General features: G+C 47.2%; 16 protein-coding genes. 12 read left to right on the top strand and 4 right to left on the bottom strand.

Annotation, left to right across the window (positions count from 1 at the left end):
• The first annotated feature begins 401 nt into the window (after positions 1-401).
• The 7 genes from ARB69_RS20955 to ARB69_RS20925 all read left to right on the top strand — a co-directional run bounded on the left by ARB69_RS20955 (position 402) and on the right by ARB69_RS20925 (position 6860).
• Entirely contained in the window at positions 402-767 is a 366-nt protein-coding gene (locus ARB69_RS20955; RefSeq protein ID WP_050638691.1) for a heavy-metal-associated domain-containing protein, read from the top strand.
• Between the two features lie 255 nt (positions 768-1022).
• Positions 1023-2009 carry a diaminopimelate dehydrogenase gene (locus ARB69_RS20950; protein ID WP_050638690.1) on the top strand — a complete coding sequence of 329 codons (987 nt, stop codon included), beginning with the start codon at positions 1023-1025 and terminating at the stop codon, positions 2007-2009.
• 95 nt (positions 2010-2104) lie between these two features.
• Complete coding sequence (locus ARB69_RS20945) at positions 2105-3127, top strand: XdhC family protein (protein WP_055154911.1); 1023 nt, start codon at positions 2105-2107, stop codon at positions 3125-3127.
• A gap of 154 nt (positions 3128-3281) precedes the next feature.
• The gene (locus ARB69_RS20940) at positions 3282-4475 is read left to right on the top strand and encodes a dicarboxylate/amino acid:cation symporter (RefSeq protein ID WP_050638688.1); all 1194 of its coding nucleotides are present in this window, start codon (positions 3282-3284) and stop codon (positions 4473-4475) included.
• A 303-nt stretch (positions 4476-4778) separates the two neighbouring features.
• On the top strand, positions 4779-6122 hold the full coding sequence (locus ARB69_RS20935) for an MATE family efflux transporter (protein WP_055154910.1): 1344 nt from the start codon (positions 4779-4781) through the stop codon (positions 6120-6122).
• A 142-nt stretch (positions 6123-6264) separates the two neighbouring features.
• A complete protein-coding gene (locus tag ARB69_RS20930; RefSeq protein WP_050638686.1) occupies positions 6265-6564 on the top strand; it encodes a BMC domain-containing protein in 300 nt (99 codons plus the stop codon).
• A 17-nt stretch (positions 6565-6581) separates the two neighbouring features.
• Entirely contained in the window at positions 6582-6860 is a 279-nt protein-coding gene (locus ARB69_RS20925; protein WP_025656821.1) for a BMC domain-containing protein, read from the top strand.
• A 319-nt stretch (positions 6861-7179) separates the two neighbouring features.
• Here the strand turns inward: ARB69_RS20925 and pdaA are convergent, their stop codons facing one another.
• A complete protein-coding gene (pdaA, locus tag ARB69_RS20920) occupies positions 7180-8010 on the bottom strand; it encodes a delta-lactam-biosynthetic de-N-acetylase (protein ID WP_050638673.1) in 831 nt (276 codons plus the stop codon).
• Positions 8011-8191: 181 nt separating this feature from the next.
• Here pdaA and ARB69_RS20915 point away from each other — a divergent pair, with 181 nt between their 5' ends.
• Entirely contained in the window at positions 8192-8983 is a 792-nt protein-coding gene (locus ARB69_RS20915) for a Cof-type HAD-IIB family hydrolase (protein WP_055154909.1), read from the top strand.
• Positions 8984-9010: 27 nt separating this feature from the next.
• Complete coding sequence (locus tag ARB69_RS20910; protein ID WP_055154908.1) at positions 9011-9994, top strand: D-isomer specific 2-hydroxyacid dehydrogenase family protein; 984 nt, start codon at positions 9011-9013, stop codon at positions 9992-9994.
• Between the two features lie 49 nt (positions 9995-10043).
• Here ARB69_RS20910 and aroE read toward each other — a convergent pair whose 3' ends face one another.
• The 3 genes from aroE to aroF form a co-directional block, all read right to left on the bottom strand.
• Positions 10044-10874, bottom strand: coding sequence for a shikimate dehydrogenase (gene aroE / locus ARB69_RS20905; RefSeq protein WP_055154907.1), 831 nt, complete (start codon positions 10872-10874; stop codon positions 10044-10046).
• Positions 10875-10876: 2 nt separating this feature from the next.
• Positions 10877-11932 (bottom strand): 3-dehydroquinate synthase, encoded by a 1056-nt coding sequence (aroB, locus tag ARB69_RS20900; RefSeq protein ID WP_050638669.1) that lies wholly within the window; start codon positions 11930-11932, stop codon positions 10877-10879.
• A 78-nt stretch (positions 11933-12010) separates the two neighbouring features.
• On the bottom strand, positions 12011-13024 hold the full coding sequence (gene aroF / locus ARB69_RS20895) for a 3-deoxy-7-phosphoheptulonate synthase (RefSeq protein ID WP_050638668.1): 1014 nt from the start codon (positions 13022-13024) through the stop codon (positions 12011-12013).
• A gap of 294 nt (positions 13025-13318) precedes the next feature.
• Here aroF and ARB69_RS20890 point away from each other — a divergent pair, with 294 nt between their 5' ends.
• From ARB69_RS20890 to ARB69_RS20880, 3 genes are read left to right on the top strand one after another with little or no spacing between them, the layout of a single operon-like run.
• Positions 13319-13678 carry a CidA/LrgA family protein gene (locus ARB69_RS20890; RefSeq protein WP_050638667.1) on the top strand — a complete coding sequence of 120 codons (360 nt, stop codon included), beginning with the start codon at positions 13319-13321 and terminating at the stop codon, positions 13676-13678.
• Complete coding sequence (locus tag ARB69_RS20885) at positions 13678-14355, top strand: LrgB family protein (protein ID WP_050638666.1); 678 nt, start codon at positions 13678-13680, stop codon at positions 14353-14355. The genes ARB69_RS20890 and ARB69_RS20885 overlap by 1 nt, the downstream gene beginning before the upstream one ends.
• 60 nt (positions 14356-14415) lie before the next feature.
• Positions 14416-15987: a ClC family H(+)/Cl(-) exchange transporter gene (locus ARB69_RS20880; protein ID WP_050638958.1), complete on the top strand. Its 1572-nt coding sequence runs from the start codon at positions 14416-14418 to the stop codon at positions 15985-15987.
• Positions 15988-16002 lie beyond the last annotated feature (15 nt).

The raw sequence follows: 16002 nt of genomic DNA, 5'->3' as shown, positions 1-16002 counted from the left end.
GAAAATGGAGAGATTTTTGGATTCCGAATCCAAAAATCAGCTGACCCAGCGCGAGAAATCATCGGATTTCTCGTGATGGGTCAGTGGTGCTCCATTTTCAGGGCTGTTTCCCGCCTAGAATTTCTTAGGTCCGCGGCCGCGTTTTTGAAAGGACATGGATGTTCTCCGGGAGGTTTTCGGCTATCCCTTCATGGAGCGTCCCCATCCGTACCGCGACTAAAGCGCGTCACTAACTCCCGATTTAGATGTTGGCCGGGATGTGAAAAGTCACGTCTGAACAGTAATGATTTAGGATTACTAAAGCAGAAAAGAAAATAAAAGGGTTTTCTTTTTTACAATTGTGGTGTATTATAAAGTTAGATTAAACTAACTTAAATAAGATCAAATAGGAGTAAACGATTATGGCAACTGGAATTATATGTATCATTATTATTATCGTTTGTGTGTTGGGGATCAGAAGCTATACAAAGCGTTTGACGCACGGGTGCTGCGGGGGCGGCCAGGATCCGGTGAAACGTGTGAGGCCTGCGGATCCAAATATTGCCCACTATCCGTACATCAGAAAAATACGGATCGGTGGAATGACCTGCGCAAATTGTGCCAGAAGAGTAGAAAATGTTTATAACAGTATGGATGGTGTATTAGCTGAGGCTGATTTTGCAGAGGGCTGTGTAACGGTCAGAATGAAAAAGGATTACAAAGACATTCAGCTGAAAGAAGCCGTCCAATCGGCAGGATATTTTGCAACGGGGATCGAGAAGCTGTGACATGTTAGGGCATGAGTCCGAATATTTGAATTTTGATGTACCGGAGATTCCGTCTTAGAAGCAACGAGTAAGTTTAAAGAGGAAAACGCAGAGCGCATTCGCGGTAACAGTTCAGACCTGTCTGAACTGTTACCATCCGCGGCTAATATGCCCGGGTGCGCTTTAATTTTAAATTGTACACGCAGGGCTCATATGTTATACTTATTAACGATTCAAATAATTTATGAAAGAAATATTGGAGAGGAAGGATATACGATGGAGAAAATCAGAATTGGAATTGTTGGTTATGGAAACATCGGACGTGGAGTAGAGCTTGCGGTTGAGCGCAATGAGGATATGGAATTAAAAGCCATCTTTACACGGCGTGAACCCGAGAGCGTTCAGATTATGACAGAGGGTGTTCCGGTCGTTCATATGGATGATATACTTAGCATGAAAGATGAGATTGATGTGATGATCCTGTGCGGCGGCTCAGCAACGGACCTCCCGGTGATCGGTCCCGAGATTGTAAAGAACTTTAATACGATCGACAGTTTTGACACTCATGCCAAGATACCGGAATATTTTGCAGATGTAGACGCATCCGCAAAAGCCGGCGGCCATATCGGAATCATTTCCGTAGGCTGGGATCCGGGAATGTTTTCACTGAACAGGATCTATGCGGAGTCCATTCTTGTACAGGGAGATACATATACATTCTGGGGAAAAGGCGTAAGCCAGGGACATTCAGACGCGATCCGCCGCGTAAAGGGTGTGAAGAACGCCATCCAGTATACCGTGCCGGTTGAAGAAGCAGTAGAGCAGGTAAGAAGCGGATGCGGTCCAAAACTCACTACAAGAGACAAACACTTAAGAGAATGTTATGTAGTGGCTGAGGAAGGCGCGGATCTGAAGGAGATCGAAGAAACGATCAAAAACATGCCGAACTACTTCTCGGATTACAACACAACCGTAACTTTTATCACAGAAGAAGAACTGAAAGCCGAACACAGCAAAATGCCGCACGGTGGATTTGTCATCCGCAGTGGTGAGACGGGAAGAGAAGGCAGTAAGCACGTAATTGAATACTCACTGAAGTTGGATTCCAATCCGGAATTCACATCCAGCGTACTGGTATGCTACGCGCGTGCAGCATACCGTCTCGCTAAGAATGGAGATTCCGGCGCAAAGACAGTATTCGATATCGCACCGGGCCTGCTTTCTATGAAGTCCGCAGAAGAACTGAGGGCAGAATTATTATAGGGGTCTGCCCCCTTTGTGTCCCATTCTCCGAATTGTTTCAAACAATTCGGAATTCGGTGTTCAAAGGGGTAAGACCCCTATGAAAGGATGATGGCATGGAGAAATTATTTCACTTACTGTATGAGTGTATGCTGAGGGGGCAGGATGCGGTTCTGGTTACGATTGTTGCAAGTACCGGCTCCACCCCGCGGGGGGCAGGGGCGCGTATGCTGGTTACTTCCGCCGGGAGAATCTGGGGGACGGTAGGCGGCGGGGCGGTCGAGCACCACAGTGAAGGCGTGGCGGCGGAGGTACTGCGCAGCAAGAAGCCGCGCCTGGAATACTTCCGGCTCAGGGAAAATGAGATCCAGGATCTGGGAATGATCTGCGGGGGAGATGTGAATGTGCATTTTCAATACATTTCTGCAGATGATGAGCAGAAACTGGTTCTAATTAAGCAGATCGGGGCATTATATCAAACAAAAGAGGGATTCTGGCTTGTCAGCGAGATTTCTGAGGACGGAGAGGGAGGTATGGCGGTCTGCCGCCGTTCTGGCGCTATCGCAGGGATATCGCTTCCAGCGGCTGTTTTTGAAGGGCTGCAGATGAAACCCGTGCTGATAGAGACAGAGGGGCGTAAGTTTTACTGTGAGAATATGCAGCAGCAGGGGCGTGTCTATATTTTCGGGGGAGGACACGTTTCACAGGCACTGGTGCCGGCTCTTGCAGCAGTTGATTTTAGGTGTGTGGTTCTGGAGGACAGGGAGGAGTTCAGCAGGGCTGAATTGTTTCCCGGGGCAGAAGAGGTCCTGTTAATTGAGAACAGCCATATTGCAGATTATGTTACAATCGATGCCCCGGATTATGTGTGTATCATGACACGCGGGCATAAGGACGATCTGGCGGTTCAGGCACAGGTTTTAAAGACTTCCGCAGCTTATATCGGAGTGATCGGGAGCAGACACAAAAAAGCCGGTGTGTTTGCAAAATTAAAGGAACAGGGTTTTACTGATGCAGATCTGGACAGAATCACGACTCCGATCGGCCTTGCCATCGGAGCAGAAACTCCTGCGGAGATCGCGGTGAGCATCACGGCTCAGTTGATTCAGCAGAGAGCCGCAAGAGATACTCGGCTATAGCCATAGGGCCGTTTGACGTTACTATGTACGGTTCATAGGCCGTGTATAATAACCGTTTGACAGCTGGGAAATACAGGAAGCGCAGGCGGATGTTTGCGGAGAGAAAGAGAGATATGTTATAATATAGCGATTCTATAGGAAAGGGATTGAAACTATGAAGAAATTATTTAATAATCTGCCATTCCGGCTTCTGCTCGGAGTGGTGGCTGGTATCCTGATTGGCCAGATCGCCAATGAGGGATTTATGAATATTGTAGTCACTGTAAAATACATTCTCGGACAGTTGATCACATTCTGTGTTCCGCTGATTATCATCGGCTTTATTGCCCCATCCATTACAAAGCTGGGCAACAACGCCTCCAGGATGCTGGGAGTGGCAATCGTTATCGCCTATGTGTCCTCCGTGCTGGCGGCGCTTCTTTCCATGCTGGCAGGTTACGGCCTGATTCCGCACCTCTCCATCGTATCTGAGGTGGATGGGCTAAAAGAACTTCCCGGTGTAGTATTCCAGCTGGATATTCCGCAGATCATGCCGGTTATGAGCGCACTGGTATTTTCTGTTATGATCGGGCTTGCGGCTGCGTGGACGAAAGCAAAAGTGATTACACAAGTACTGGATGAATTCCAGAAAATCGTGCTGGAGATCGTGACCAAAGTCGTGATCCCGGTGCTTCCAATTTTTATCGCCTTTACATTCTGTGCATTGTCCTATGAAGGTACAATCACAAAACAGCTGCCGGTATTTATTAAAGTCGTACTGATCGTTATGGCAGGGCACTATATCTGGCTGGCTGTGCTCTATGCGGCAGGCGGCGCTTATTCGAAGAGCAACCCGCTGGATGTCATCAAGAATTATGGCCCGGCATATATTACCGCGGTCGGAACGATGTCTTCTGCAGCAACGCTGGCGGTTGCCCTGCGGTGCGCGAAAAAATCAGAGCCGCCTCTCAGAGAGGATATGGTTGATTTTGGGATTCCGCTGTTTGCAAATATCCATCTCTGCGGTTCGGTACTGACAGAAGTATTTTTTGTCATGACCGTATCCAAAATTCTCTATGGCAGCATTCCTTCCCCGGGAACAATGGTACTGTTCTGTGTGCTGCTGGGAATCTTTGCAATCGGGGCGCCGGGGGTTCCGGGAGGAACCGTAATGGCTTCACTGGGGCTGATTACCGGGGTGCTTGGATTTGATGAGACCGGAACCGCGCTGATGCTTACTATATTTGCCCTGCAGGACAGTTTTGGAACCGCATGCAATGTGACCGGGGACGGAGCGCTGACCATGATCCTGACCGGCTATGCCAAGAAGCATAATATAGAAAAGCAGGAAATCAGCATAGATTTATAAAATATCTGGCTGTACAAACGTGTCTGGCAGCAAGGCAGCACGAGGGTACAGCCGTATTTTATCTTAGAGCGTGTCTGAAAATTCATTGCCGCAATATGCCGCCCCACTTCACGGTGTATTTACTGCCAAATCCAGAGGGCGTAGCCCGTTACGCCTCCTGTATTTGGCAGTAAATACACCGCAAACTGGGATAACATCTTGCAACAAGCAATTTTTAGACACACTCTAGCAGGAAAATCCGGTTATAGATAGAAAAGACCGATACAAAAAAAGAGGAAGGCAGCGATGCTGCAGAAGAGATAAATGGGAAAGAATAAGACAAATGATATGACCACAGGAAACCCGGTAAAGCTGATGATTTGGTTTATGATCCCGATGTGCCTGGGAAATATATTTCAGCAGTTCTATAATATAGCGGATTCGATTATAGCGGGGCAGTTCCTAGGGGTGAATGCCCTTGCTGCCATAGGGAGCACAGGTTCACTCATGTTCATGGTGACCGGCTGGATCACCGGGATCAGCAGTGGTTTCTCTATTTTAGTGGCACAGTGGTTTGGCGCCCGCAAATACGACCGGATGCGGCATTATACAGCAATGTCGGTCTATCTGACATTCGCCATTATCGTAGCCATGACGGTGGGGCTTCTGGCAGCAAATGAGCCGATTCTGAGGCTCATGAATACACCGGAGGAACTGATGCCGGATGTGAAAGGGTATATGACAGTTATCTATGCAGGCCTGATCGTGACGGCCGCTTATAATTCTTTGGCTGCCGTGCTCAGAGCACTGGGGGATTCAAAATCGCCGCTGTATTTTTTGATCATTTCCGCAGTGATAAATATCTTTCTGGATATTGTATTTATCACCTGGTTTCATATGGGGGTAACAGGGTGCGGTTACGCAACAGTGATTGCGCAGGGAATCTCAGCGCTGCTGTGCTTCCTGTATATCAAAAAGAAATTTTTAATTCTGCATCTGAAAAAAGAAGATTTCCATATTTCCTGGAACAGTATAAAAAAACTTCTGGCGCTCGGAACACCGATGGGCCTTCAGTTTTCCATCACCGGGATTGGAACCATCATTGTACAGGGAGCGGTTAATATCTACGGAGCAGTCTATATTGCAGGCTTTTCCGCCGGAGCCAAGATCCAGAACCTGATCGCATGCGTCTTTATAGCATTTGGAGCGACCATTGCAACCTATGTAGGGCAGAACTGGGGTGCAGGCAGGTTAGACAGGGTGAAAAAAGGCGTCTGGTATACACAGGCAATGATCTTAATCTGCAGCGCGGTATTGATGGTTTTGATATTTTTCTTTGGAAAATACATGGTGCTTATGTTTGTTTCTCCTGCGGAGAAAGGCGTAATCGATGCTGCTGTGGTCTATTTCCTGGCGGTATTCTGGTGCTATCCGTTCCTTGGAAGCATCTTTTTGTACCGCAACGCACTGCAGGGAATGGGATACGGCCTGGTGCCCATGCTGGGCGGAGTATTTGAACTGGCGGCGCGCGCCCTGGTTGTGGCAGCAGTTGCCGGAAAGACAAGTTTTTTCGGGGTCTGCCTTTCAGATCCGGCGGCCTGGCTTGCAGCTTTAATCCCTTTGGTTCCGTATTATTTTTATAAAATAAATAAGGTGGGGAAACAGTAAAGATTGTTATTATTCACGACCATAGTGTGCGCAAAGTAACGAAAGATTCTCCACTTTTTTGTTGAAATTTTATCTTTGGTTATATATAATAAAAATATTGACAGAATAGAAAAAATAGTAGTTCTGCAGGCAGGAGGGAATTATGGCCGGACAGTATGAAGGTATGGCAATAGGCGTATTCGAGCTTGACAGCGAGTGCGCATGTTTTGTAGCATTAGATGCGGCAGCGAAAGCTGCGGATGTAAAGATCCAGGCAGTAGAGAGAAACCGTCTGGGAGCGGGTGCATGTGTTAAGATGAGAGGCAATGTCTCCAACGTCAATGCAGCCATGGAAGTCGCGCTCAGAGTGGCGGAACCAATCTCCAAGATTGTTTCCCATACAATAATAGCGGCACCGTTAGCTGAGACTGAACCAGCAATTACAATGACAATCAACAAGTAAGGAAGAGGTATATTTTTATGGCATATGGAGCATTCGGACTTGTAGAAGTCCTTGGGGAAGCAAACGCCGTACTGGTCACGGATCAGATGCTGAAAGCGGCAGAAGTAACCTATGAGACACAGGACACAAAATGCGGAGGACATGCCCTCATATTTATCAGTGGCAGCGTTTCTGCAGTAACTGCGGCAGTTGAGAGCGCAGCTGTAAATTCACCTTGTAAGATACTTAACTCAGCAGTTATATCCAATCCATCAGAGGAAATGATACATATTGTGGAGGAATTTAAGGCAAGGTAGTCGAATAGTGAGGAGCGGACATCGGATGCACGCAGCCTGATAGAAGCAGGGAGACAGAGGTGTTTCTGTGGGCATAAAGCGCGTGATTAGAAACTCTTACAGAAAAACAGAAGAATCTTATGGCCAAATCATGATTCACAAAATCAAGATTTGAGACGGTTTCACGGAAAAAGCATCAAGCTTTCTCCGTAAAACCGTCTGTAGTCATAAGATTCTTCTGTTTTGCTTTTAGATCTTCTGCATAAATTGTCCGCCCACAGAAACACCCCTGTCTCCCAGCAGATCTCTGCTCCATGCTTCTGGCAGGCGAACCTCCCCCTTAAATTTCCGACAGCGGTTTAAATGTATACCCCATTTCCTCCCATTTTGTCAGCAGTTCATCGAGTATTTCCCCGTTTGTTTTTGAAGTGCTGTGAAGCAGTACGATTGCGCCGGGGTGGATCCTGCCAAGCAGCTTTTCAAAAGCTGCCTCTTTCGTGGGCTGGTCATTTTCATACCAGTCTACATAGGCCAGGCTCCAGAAAAAGGTTTTATACCCCATTTCTTTTGCCATCTTCAGGTTTGTTTCACTGTATTTTCCTTGCGGAGGACGATAGTATTTTGTCATCTCCTGACCGGTAATTTTCTTATATTCCTCTTCAACATCCCCTAGTTCTTTTTGGAAGGCTTCCTGGGTTGATATCTGTGACATATCGGGATGGTGATATGTATGGTTGCCCACCGTATGGCCCTCTTCCACCATCCTTTTAATCAGATCCGGATTGGACGATATGAAGGTGCCTACCACAAAAAATGTCGCAGGTACATTGTGCTTTTTCAGCGCATCTAGAATCGCAGGGGTGTTGCCATTTTCGAATCCCGCGTCAAAGGTCAGGTATATAACCTTTTCATCCGTATTTCCGGAATAGTATGCGTCAAATTGTTTCAGCTCTTCGGCGGTTGCGTTAGCGACCGGCGGCTGGCCTTCATCCTGGAAGCTTAATCCCCAGTTCCCTTCTGCGGAGGTGGCAACAGCCTCGGGGGCAAAATAATCCTGAGCCCTTCCGGCGGCGCGTCCGGCCAAAAATGCAGCGGCAAAGAGCAGCACAAGTCTGGCAGTATTTTTTAGTAGAGATTTCTTTTTCGTATCGGGTTTCAGATTGATTTTCATTACATCTCCTGTATCTTATTTCCTATAGTATATGATGAAAATGCAGAAATATTTTCATCGTATGGCAAATCAGCGGAAGCTGCGGGGCGAAATCCTCTTTTTTTGTGAGGTATAGAAATGGATTTTTTGGGGAAAGAGTGATAAAGTGATAGAAGAAAATCTGAAACGTTAGGAGAACAAGATGGAAAGAGCAGCACTGTTTTTGGATATTGACGGCACCATACTGAGTGAGATTACGAAGGAGATCCCGCAGAGCGCACTGGATGCCATGCGTGCGGCAAAGCGTGCGGGACACCTGCTTTTTATAAATACAGGGAGGACATTCTGCAGTATACCGCCGAAGATCAGCCAGTTTGAATTTGATGGATTCCTGTGTGGATGCGGGACATATCTCACTTATCATGCCGAGGTTTTATTTTCCAGATCAATTCCCGAAAAACGGGGAAGAGAGATTATTGATAAAATGATAGAATGCAGGCTGGATGGGATAATGGAGGGGACTCAGGACATATATCTGCCAAGTCGAATGTCGCGTTTTGACAGGCTGGAGAGCTCCAGACGATATTTTCAAAACGCCGGGCTGGGCCTGGAGGAGTATATTGAAAAGGGAAGCTTTGTGTATGACAAATTGTTTGTTTATGCGGATGAACTCAGCGACAAAGACACTTTTTTCAAGTTTGTGGAGAAAGATATCGAGCCGATCAACCGGGGCGGCGATACTTATGAGTGCATTCAGAAGGGCTATTCTAAAGCAACCGCGTGTGAGTATATTTTAAAGAAGTTTGCAATGGAGACGGAGCAGGCATATGTATTTGGGGACAGCTCGAATGATTTATCGATGTTCGAATATGCGGGGCATGCGATTGCTATGGGAGATCATGCAAAAGAACTTGACCCGTACACCGAATATGTAACTGCTAAGGTTGAGGAGGACGGGATAGCCTGTGCATTCAGCCACTATGGCCTGATGTAAAGTAAGCTCTGACAGGGAGGGTTAGTGATGAAGATATTTGTTTATAATTACCGGGAGTTCGATGAGGCTGTGTATTTTCAGAGATTTTCTAGAGAATACGGCGTGGAGCTGGGGATCTGTTATGATGACCCCTGCATGGAAAATGCCGGTCTTGCTGCGGGGTATGAATATATCAGTATTATTACCACTAAGATGGATGCACAGCTTATCGGGCGCTTCCACGAGCTGGGGGTAAAGATGATATCAACCAGGACGATAGGGTATGACCATGTGGATATGGAGGCAGCGCAGAAACTTGGAATCAAAGTCAGCAATGTAACGTACTCGCCTGAGTGTGTGGCGGATTACACGGTGATGCTCATGCTTATGGCAATCCGTAAAATGAAACGGATCATGCAGAGAGAGGAGATCAATGACTTTTCCCTTCCGGGCATACAGGGGCGAGAGATGCACAATTTTACCGTGGGTGTGATAGGCACCGGAAAGATTGGGCAGGCCGTAATCCGCGATTTAAGTGGATTTGGATGCCGGATTTATGCTTATGATCTGTTTCCATCCCAGAAGGTCCATGCATATGCAGAATACGCGGAACTTGATACGATCTTTGCAACATGTGATATGATAACACTCCATATGCCCCTTGGGGATGATAATTACCATATGATCAACGCAGATGCCATTGCTAAAATGAAACAGGGGGTAGTCCTGATTAACACGGCCCGGGGTGGTCTGATTGATACAAAAGCGCTGCTGGACGGTCTGGAGTCAGAGAAGATTGGTGCGGCTGCAATGGATGTGATTGAAGATGAATTTGGGATGTATTATTATGACCGAAAATCCGATATTATAAGTAAGAGGGAGTTATATATACTGCGGGGATTCCCTAATGTGATCGTAACTCCTCACATGGCGTTTTATACGGATCAGGCAGTGAGTGATATGGTGAGACATTCCATAGAAAGCTGCTGTCTGAATGAGGCAGGGGAAGAAAATCCATGGGAAATTGTGTAAAGGGGTCAGACCCCTCTGCAGAGGGGTCTGACCCTTTTGAACACCATTGTCAGAATTTTCTGGCTAATTCATCGTGTATCCGATTGCCCATATTATAATCCAGCTCTTTACCCAGCCAGATTTCTTCAGATCCGATTGCCTGGTCTACCAGCATCATGAGTCCGGTTACGATCTGCAGTCCTTCTTCCTTTGCAATTCTTAGAAATTCCGTGATCAAAGGATTGTAGACGATGTCGGAAGCCGCTTTAAACTGCCGGATCACGGATGCATCTACCGGACTTTCGCCAACGTGGGGATGCATGCCCAGGGGGGTGGTGTTGACCAGAATATCACCGGCAGGAACATTTGTCAGTTTACAGGTATTTATATAAGGAAAACGCTCTTGCAGAGAATCGAGCGCTTTTTCGTTGCGCGCTGCGACTGTGATTTTAGCAGCGCCGTCCGTATGGAATCCATAGATCAGCCCCCGGGCGGCCCCGCCCGAACCGAGAATGACAATCTCTTTCCCAGCCAGTGTGATACCGGCTTTATGGAACATGCTGACGGCTCCGATATAATCTGTATTGTAACCGTAAAATTTACCGTCTTTCATTAAAACAGTATTGACAGCGCCTATTTTTTCTGCATGTGGATCAATGACATCCATGAGCTGATAAACGACTTCTTTATATGGCATAGTCACATTCATGCCAAGAATATGTTCATCCCTCATTACTTCCAGTATACGGAGGACTTCGTTTTCGTCCATTTCATATTTTTTATACGTACCGGAGATCTTCTGCTGTCGGAGCAGATCTTCGTGGATCTCGGGAGAAAGGCTGTGCCCAAGATGGTTGCCAAGTACACCAAAATGCAGTGGTTCCTTCTTTTCTGTATTCATGGCTAAATCACTCCTGCTGTTTTGAAAAAATCAAGATTGGTAGGGTAAATGAAGCTGTCACCAATAGCGTGTAAAAGAATTACATTCAGATGATTATCCAGATTCTTTTTGTCCAGCCTTACAGCATCCAGGAGTGCAGACACCGGAAGTCCGCATTCACAGGGGAGACCGTAGGTATCCAGCACCTGCTTGATTCGTTCTGCTTCGCCGGGGACAGTAAGCCCGGCCTTTTCGGAAATCTTTGTCATCTGGTACATGCCAATTGCAACGGCTTCCCCATGGCTTTCGCGTTCATAGTGATAATACTGTTCGATGGTATGTGCCAGGGTATGGCCGAAATTCAGCAGCATCCGCTCACCGGTGTCAAACTGGTCGTCTTCCACAACGATTCTTTTGATATCTACACAGCGGTATATGATTGAGGACAGCCGGTCTTTTAATCCATCAAACGAAGGAGAGGAACTTAAGATTTCAAAGAGGCTGGCATCCTTGATGCAGCCATACTTGATTACTTCTCCCATGCCGTCGGTGATATACCGTTTGGGAAGTGTATCCAGCACGTCGGGGTCTATCAGTACCAGCTTGGGATGGAAAAATGCACCTACCAGATTTTTTCCCTGTGGAAGATCAACCGCTACCTTCCCACCTACAGAGGAGTCCACCTGAGCCAGAAGAGAAGTTGGTATCTGAACCAGATTAACACCGCGCAGATAACTTGCCGCAGCAAAACCGGCCAGATCACCAATGACACCGCCCCCCAGTGCTATAACGAGATCACTGCGGGTAATATTATTTTCCAACAAAGCGGCATAAATCCGGGGGAGAGACTGAAAACTCTTCGTCAGCTCCCCATGTGGAAGTATGAGGCTGCGGCATTCATAAGACGGAAGCGCCTTTACCAGTTTTTGGCCGTAAATAGGAAAAACATGATCATCTGAGATAATCATAATGCGTTTCCCATGAAAAACTTGTGCTACAAAAGTTTCTGCATTTGCCAGAATTCCGGATTTTATATAGATTGGATAACTGTTTTCACCTAAGTTTACTGTTAATTCCACGAGCTTTCTCCTTTTTAGACAAAATGGTATGCAAGGGGGTCAGACCCCTCTGCAGAGGGGTCTGACCCCCTTGCGCTCCTATACTTCTTTTCCGACTACCAGAGCTATTTCTTTAATTTGTTTTAACAAATCATTATATTTTTTCGGTTTCAGTGACTGGGCCCCGTCACACAAAGCGGATTCGGGATCGTTATGGACCTCGATCATTAGTCCGTCAGCACCCGCAGCAACCGATGCTTTTGCCATTGGCTCTACCAGCCACCATTTTCCGCCTGCGTGGCTCGGGTCTACGATGACAGGCAGATGTGTTTTTTTCTTCAGAACAGGTATGCTCTGCAGATCGAGCGTATTTCTTGTGAAGGTCTCAAAGGTTCGGATTCCACGTTCGCAGAGAATAACGTTCTCGTTACCGGATGCCATAATGTATTCGGCGGACATGATCCATTCCTCGTATGTTGCATTGAGGCCCCGCTTTAGAAGAATCGGGCGGTCCAGCTGTCCGAGCTGCTTAAGCAGATCGAAATTCTGCATATTTCTGGCGCCGATTTGGATTAAATCTACTTTCTCGTTAAAAATCTCCAGGTATTCCGGGGACATTAATTCCGTTACAATAGGGAGCCCTGTTTCTTTCTTGACCTCACAGAGGATATCCAGGCCCTCCATACCGAGTCCCTGGAAAGAATATGGACTTGTACGGGGCTTAAATGCGCCGCCGCGCAGCAGGTTGGCGCCGGAGGCCTTTGCGGATTTGGCAATGTCCAGCACCTGAGCAAAAGATTCCACGGAGCAGGGGCCGGCTATGAGGGCCAGGTGGTTCCCGCCGATCTTCACGCCGGAGACATCAATGATGGAATCCTCCGGATGGAATGCCCGGTTTGCAAGTTTGTAAGGTTCCTGGACGTGCATGACTTTATCCACGCAGTCATCGACTTCAAATAATTTGGGATCAATCGCTGTAGTATCCCCAATACAGCCAATGATTGTCATTTCCTGTCCTCTGACAATGTGGGTATCCAGTCCGCGCTTTTTGACAAGGCCTTCTACCCGGTCGATATTACCTTCCGATGTGTGTGGTTTTAATACAATAATCATTCTATTACCTCCCATTTACAATGACTTCGCACTGTAAAATTTTAACTGTTTAAAGTGTGAAAACATAAGTATCATAAAACATCCCGGGCTTAATGTCAATAAGTTTGGGGAAAATTGTAGGAGAGATTAACCAGTATGAAAAAGTCTAAAATATTGCAGCTGCTCACAGAACGCAGGAAATTAATCGTAATAAATCCCGGCCCGTTCCGTTGACAACAGAAACCAGCGGGTGTATTTTGTAAGATAGCCATAAAAATCTGCATATGAAAACATAAAAGAATTGAGGGATGAATTATGAAAATAATCAGGCAAATCGGAATCATCTTTACCGTCTGCTGGCTGAGCCAGGTGATTGCAGAGTTTCTGCCCTTTGATTTTCCTGCAAGCGTCATAGGAATGATATTCTTATTCATCTGTCTGGTGACAGGCTTGCTGAAGATAGAACATATCCAGGAAAAGTCGGACTTTCTTCTTGGGAATATGGCCTTTTTCTTTGTGCCGGCAGGGGTGAGCATCATGAATTATTTTGACATTCTCAAAAGCAGTGCGGTACAGCTGCTGATTATCTGTATCGTATCCACAGTCATCACGTTTGCGGTGACGGCATACAGTGTGAAGCTGACCATGAAATTAATGGATCGGAGGAAAAAATAATGGAAGCTTTGTATACATCTCCCTACTTTGGAGTGGCTCTCAGCGTAATCGCTTTCGGCGCAGGAGTCAGGATTCAGCAAAAAACAAAATCGGCTCTCTGTAATCCTCTTATTATTGCAATCGTTCTTATTATAGGCGTGCTCCTTGTTTTTAAAATACCATATGATTCTTATAACAACGGAGGGGAAATCATTAATATGTTCCTGGCTCCGGCAACGGCCTGCCTTGCAGTATCTATCTATACGAAGCTTTCCATCTTGAAAAAATACTGGCTTCCTATTATAGTAGGATGTATAGCAGGTTCTCTGGCGTCCATGGCCAGCGTGTACGGCATGTGCAGGCTGTTCAGACTGGATCAGAGCCTGACCATGTCCATGCTTCCCAAATCCGTTACCACACCGATCGCCGTGAGCGTTGCGCAGGCACACGGCGGCGTCGTTCCCGTAACGGTCGTGGCGGTGATTTTTACAGGGATATTGGGGAGCATCGCCGCGCCGCTGTTTATACGGATTTTTAAAGTATCGGATTCCGTAGCGGCAGGCCTTGCCATCGGCGCCTGCAGCCATGCGGTGGGGACATCCAAGGCAATTGAGATCGGGGAAGTAGAAGGGGCTATGAGTGGTCTTGCCATTGGAATTTGCGGAGTGGTAACGGTTTTGTTTTCCATGTTCATTTAGAGGTTTAGAAAGCGGGTGCTGCGGGGGCGCACCCGAATGAGAGGAAAAGAGGGAAAAACATTGAAAAAGGATACTTCACATACCATTAAACGGGCACAGCGCTTTCCGGTCATCCTGATCGGAGAGGGCCTTCTTGTAGGTGCAGTGGGAGGGCTGCTGGTGCTGTTGTACCGGGTTGCACTGACGTATGCGGGAAAATGGCTGGATATTGTGCTGAAATATATCAGGGGCAACCCCGTACGGATCGCAGGTTGGTTCGTGATTCTGCTTCTCATGGCATATGTGGTTGGCAGACTGGTAAAATGGGCTCCGATGATATCCGGGAGCGGTATCCCCCAGGTGGAGGGAGAAGTAACCGGAAAACTGACGCAGAATTGGAAAAAGGTGCTGCCTGCCAAGTTTGCCGGCGGTTTTCTCTGCCTGTTCGGCGGATTGTCGCTGGGAAGAGAAGGCCCCTCCATCCAGCTCGGGGCGATGGCAGGTCAGGGACTGTCCAGAATGCTCGACCGGGGGAAGACGGAGGAAAGGTTCCTTATGACATGCGGAGCCAGCGCAGGCCTTGCCGCGGCTTTTCATGCACCCCTCGCGGGCATGATGTTCGCACTGGAGGAGATACATAAAGGCTTTTCCATGTCCATACTGATCTCCGTCATGACAGCATCCGTGACAGCTGACTACATATCCTCCCATATACTTGGCCTGGATCCGGTTTTTAAGTTCCAGCTGGAACATTACCTTCCGCAGAATTATTACTGGATGCTGATTCTTCTGGGAGCGGTCTGCGGCGTGATGGGAGTCTTCTATAACTGGGCTATGCTGAAAGCGCAGGATTTGTATAAAAAGCCAAAGTTTTTGAATGAGACTTCCAGGCTGATGATTGCCTTTCTGGCAGCAGGAGTCCTGGGGCTTGTAATGCCCTCCGTGCTGGGCAGCGGCCACAAACTGATCATCACATTAACAAACGGGGAAATGGCGCTCAGTCTGGTCATCGTGACCTTTGCTGTAAAATTTCTTTTCTCTGCAGTCAGTTTCGGATCCGGGGCCCCGGGAGGGATCTTCTTTCCGCTGCTGATACTGGGCGCCATGATCGGCGGCATTTTCGCCATGACAGGAGTTGAGTTCTTCGGGCTGGAGGAAATGTATATCAATAATTTTGTCCTGCTGGCCATGGCTGGATATTTTACGGCGATTGTGCGGGCGCCGATTACCGGAATTATCCTTCTGTTTGAAATGTCCGGTTCCGTGAGCCAGATGCTTTCCCTGGCAATTGTTTCGGTTACTGCATATATCGTCGCTACGCTGATGAAGTCGGAACCAATCTATGAAAGTATGCTGGATCGTATTCTGAAAAATTCCGGAAAAAATCAGACTCAGAATATGAAGAGCCCCGGACAAAAGGTGCTTAGCACCTTTGTGATCATGAACGGTTCCGTGCTGGAAGGCAAAAGCGTGGAGGAGATTACCTGGCCCGACAACTGCCTTCTCGTTGCTCTGGAAAGGGGCGGAAAAGAGCGGATTCCCAAGGGGAGGACCATGTTAATGGCAGGGGATACACTGACTACGATGACAGATGAAAGAGATGCCGGATATGTGCATGACAAAATGGAAAAGTTATGTTATACTTCATTTTAGAGTAATCAACAGAAT

Source organism: Faecalicatena contorta, assembly GCF_001404335.1.
Lineage (GTDB): Bacteria > Bacillota > Clostridia > Lachnospirales > Lachnospiraceae > Faecalicatena > Faecalicatena contortus_B.
The sequence above is the reverse complement of the archived record's forward strand: the minus strand, read 5'-3'. Positions and strand labels throughout refer to the sequence as shown.

Excerpts from the sequence above, each read along its gene's own strand:
- ARB69_RS20940 (WP_050638688.1), top strand. The coding sequence starts at position 3,282 with ATGAAGAAATTATTTAATAATCTGCCATTCCGGCTTCTGCTCGGAGTG.
- ARB69_RS20930 (WP_050638686.1), top strand. The coding sequence starts at position 6,265 with ATGGCCGGACAGTATGAAGGTATGGCAATAGGCGTATTCGAGCTTGAC.
- ARB69_RS20910 (WP_055154908.1), top strand. The coding sequence starts at position 9,011 with ATGAAGATATTTGTTTATAATTACCGGGAGTTCGATGAGGCTGTGTAT.
- ARB69_RS20915 (WP_055154909.1), top strand. The coding sequence starts at position 8,192 with ATGGAAAGAGCAGCACTGTTTTTGGATATTGACGGCACCATACTGAGT.
- ARB69_RS20890 (WP_050638667.1), top strand. The coding sequence starts at position 13,319 with ATGAAAATAATCAGGCAAATCGGAATCATCTTTACCGTCTGCTGGCTG.
- ARB69_RS20925 (WP_025656821.1), top strand. The coding sequence starts at position 6,582 with ATGGCATATGGAGCATTCGGACTTGTAGAAGTCCTTGGGGAAGCAAAC.
- ARB69_RS20950 (WP_050638690.1), top strand. The coding sequence starts at position 1,023 with ATGGAGAAAATCAGAATTGGAATTGTTGGTTATGGAAACATCGGACGT.
- ARB69_RS20945 (WP_055154911.1), top strand. The coding sequence starts at position 2,105 with ATGGAGAAATTATTTCACTTACTGTATGAGTGTATGCTGAGGGGGCAG.
- pdaA (WP_050638673.1), bottom strand. The coding sequence starts at position 8,010 with ATGAAAATCAATCTGAAACCCGATACGAAAAAGAAATCTCTACTAAAA.
- ARB69_RS20935 (WP_055154910.1), top strand. The coding sequence starts at position 4,779 with ATGGGAAAGAATAAGACAAATGATATGACCACAGGAAACCCGGTAAAG.
- ARB69_RS20885 (WP_050638666.1), top strand. The coding sequence starts at position 13,678 with ATGGAAGCTTTGTATACATCTCCCTACTTTGGAGTGGCTCTCAGCGTA.
- ARB69_RS20955 (WP_050638691.1), top strand. The coding sequence starts at position 402 with ATGGCAACTGGAATTATATGTATCATTATTATTATCGTTTGTGTGTTG.
- aroE (WP_055154907.1), bottom strand. The coding sequence starts at position 10,874 with ATGAATACAGAAAAGAAGGAACCACTGCATTTTGGTGTACTTGGCAAC.
- aroF (WP_050638668.1), bottom strand. The coding sequence starts at position 13,024 with ATGATTATTGTATTAAAACCACACACATCGGAAGGTAATATCGACCGG.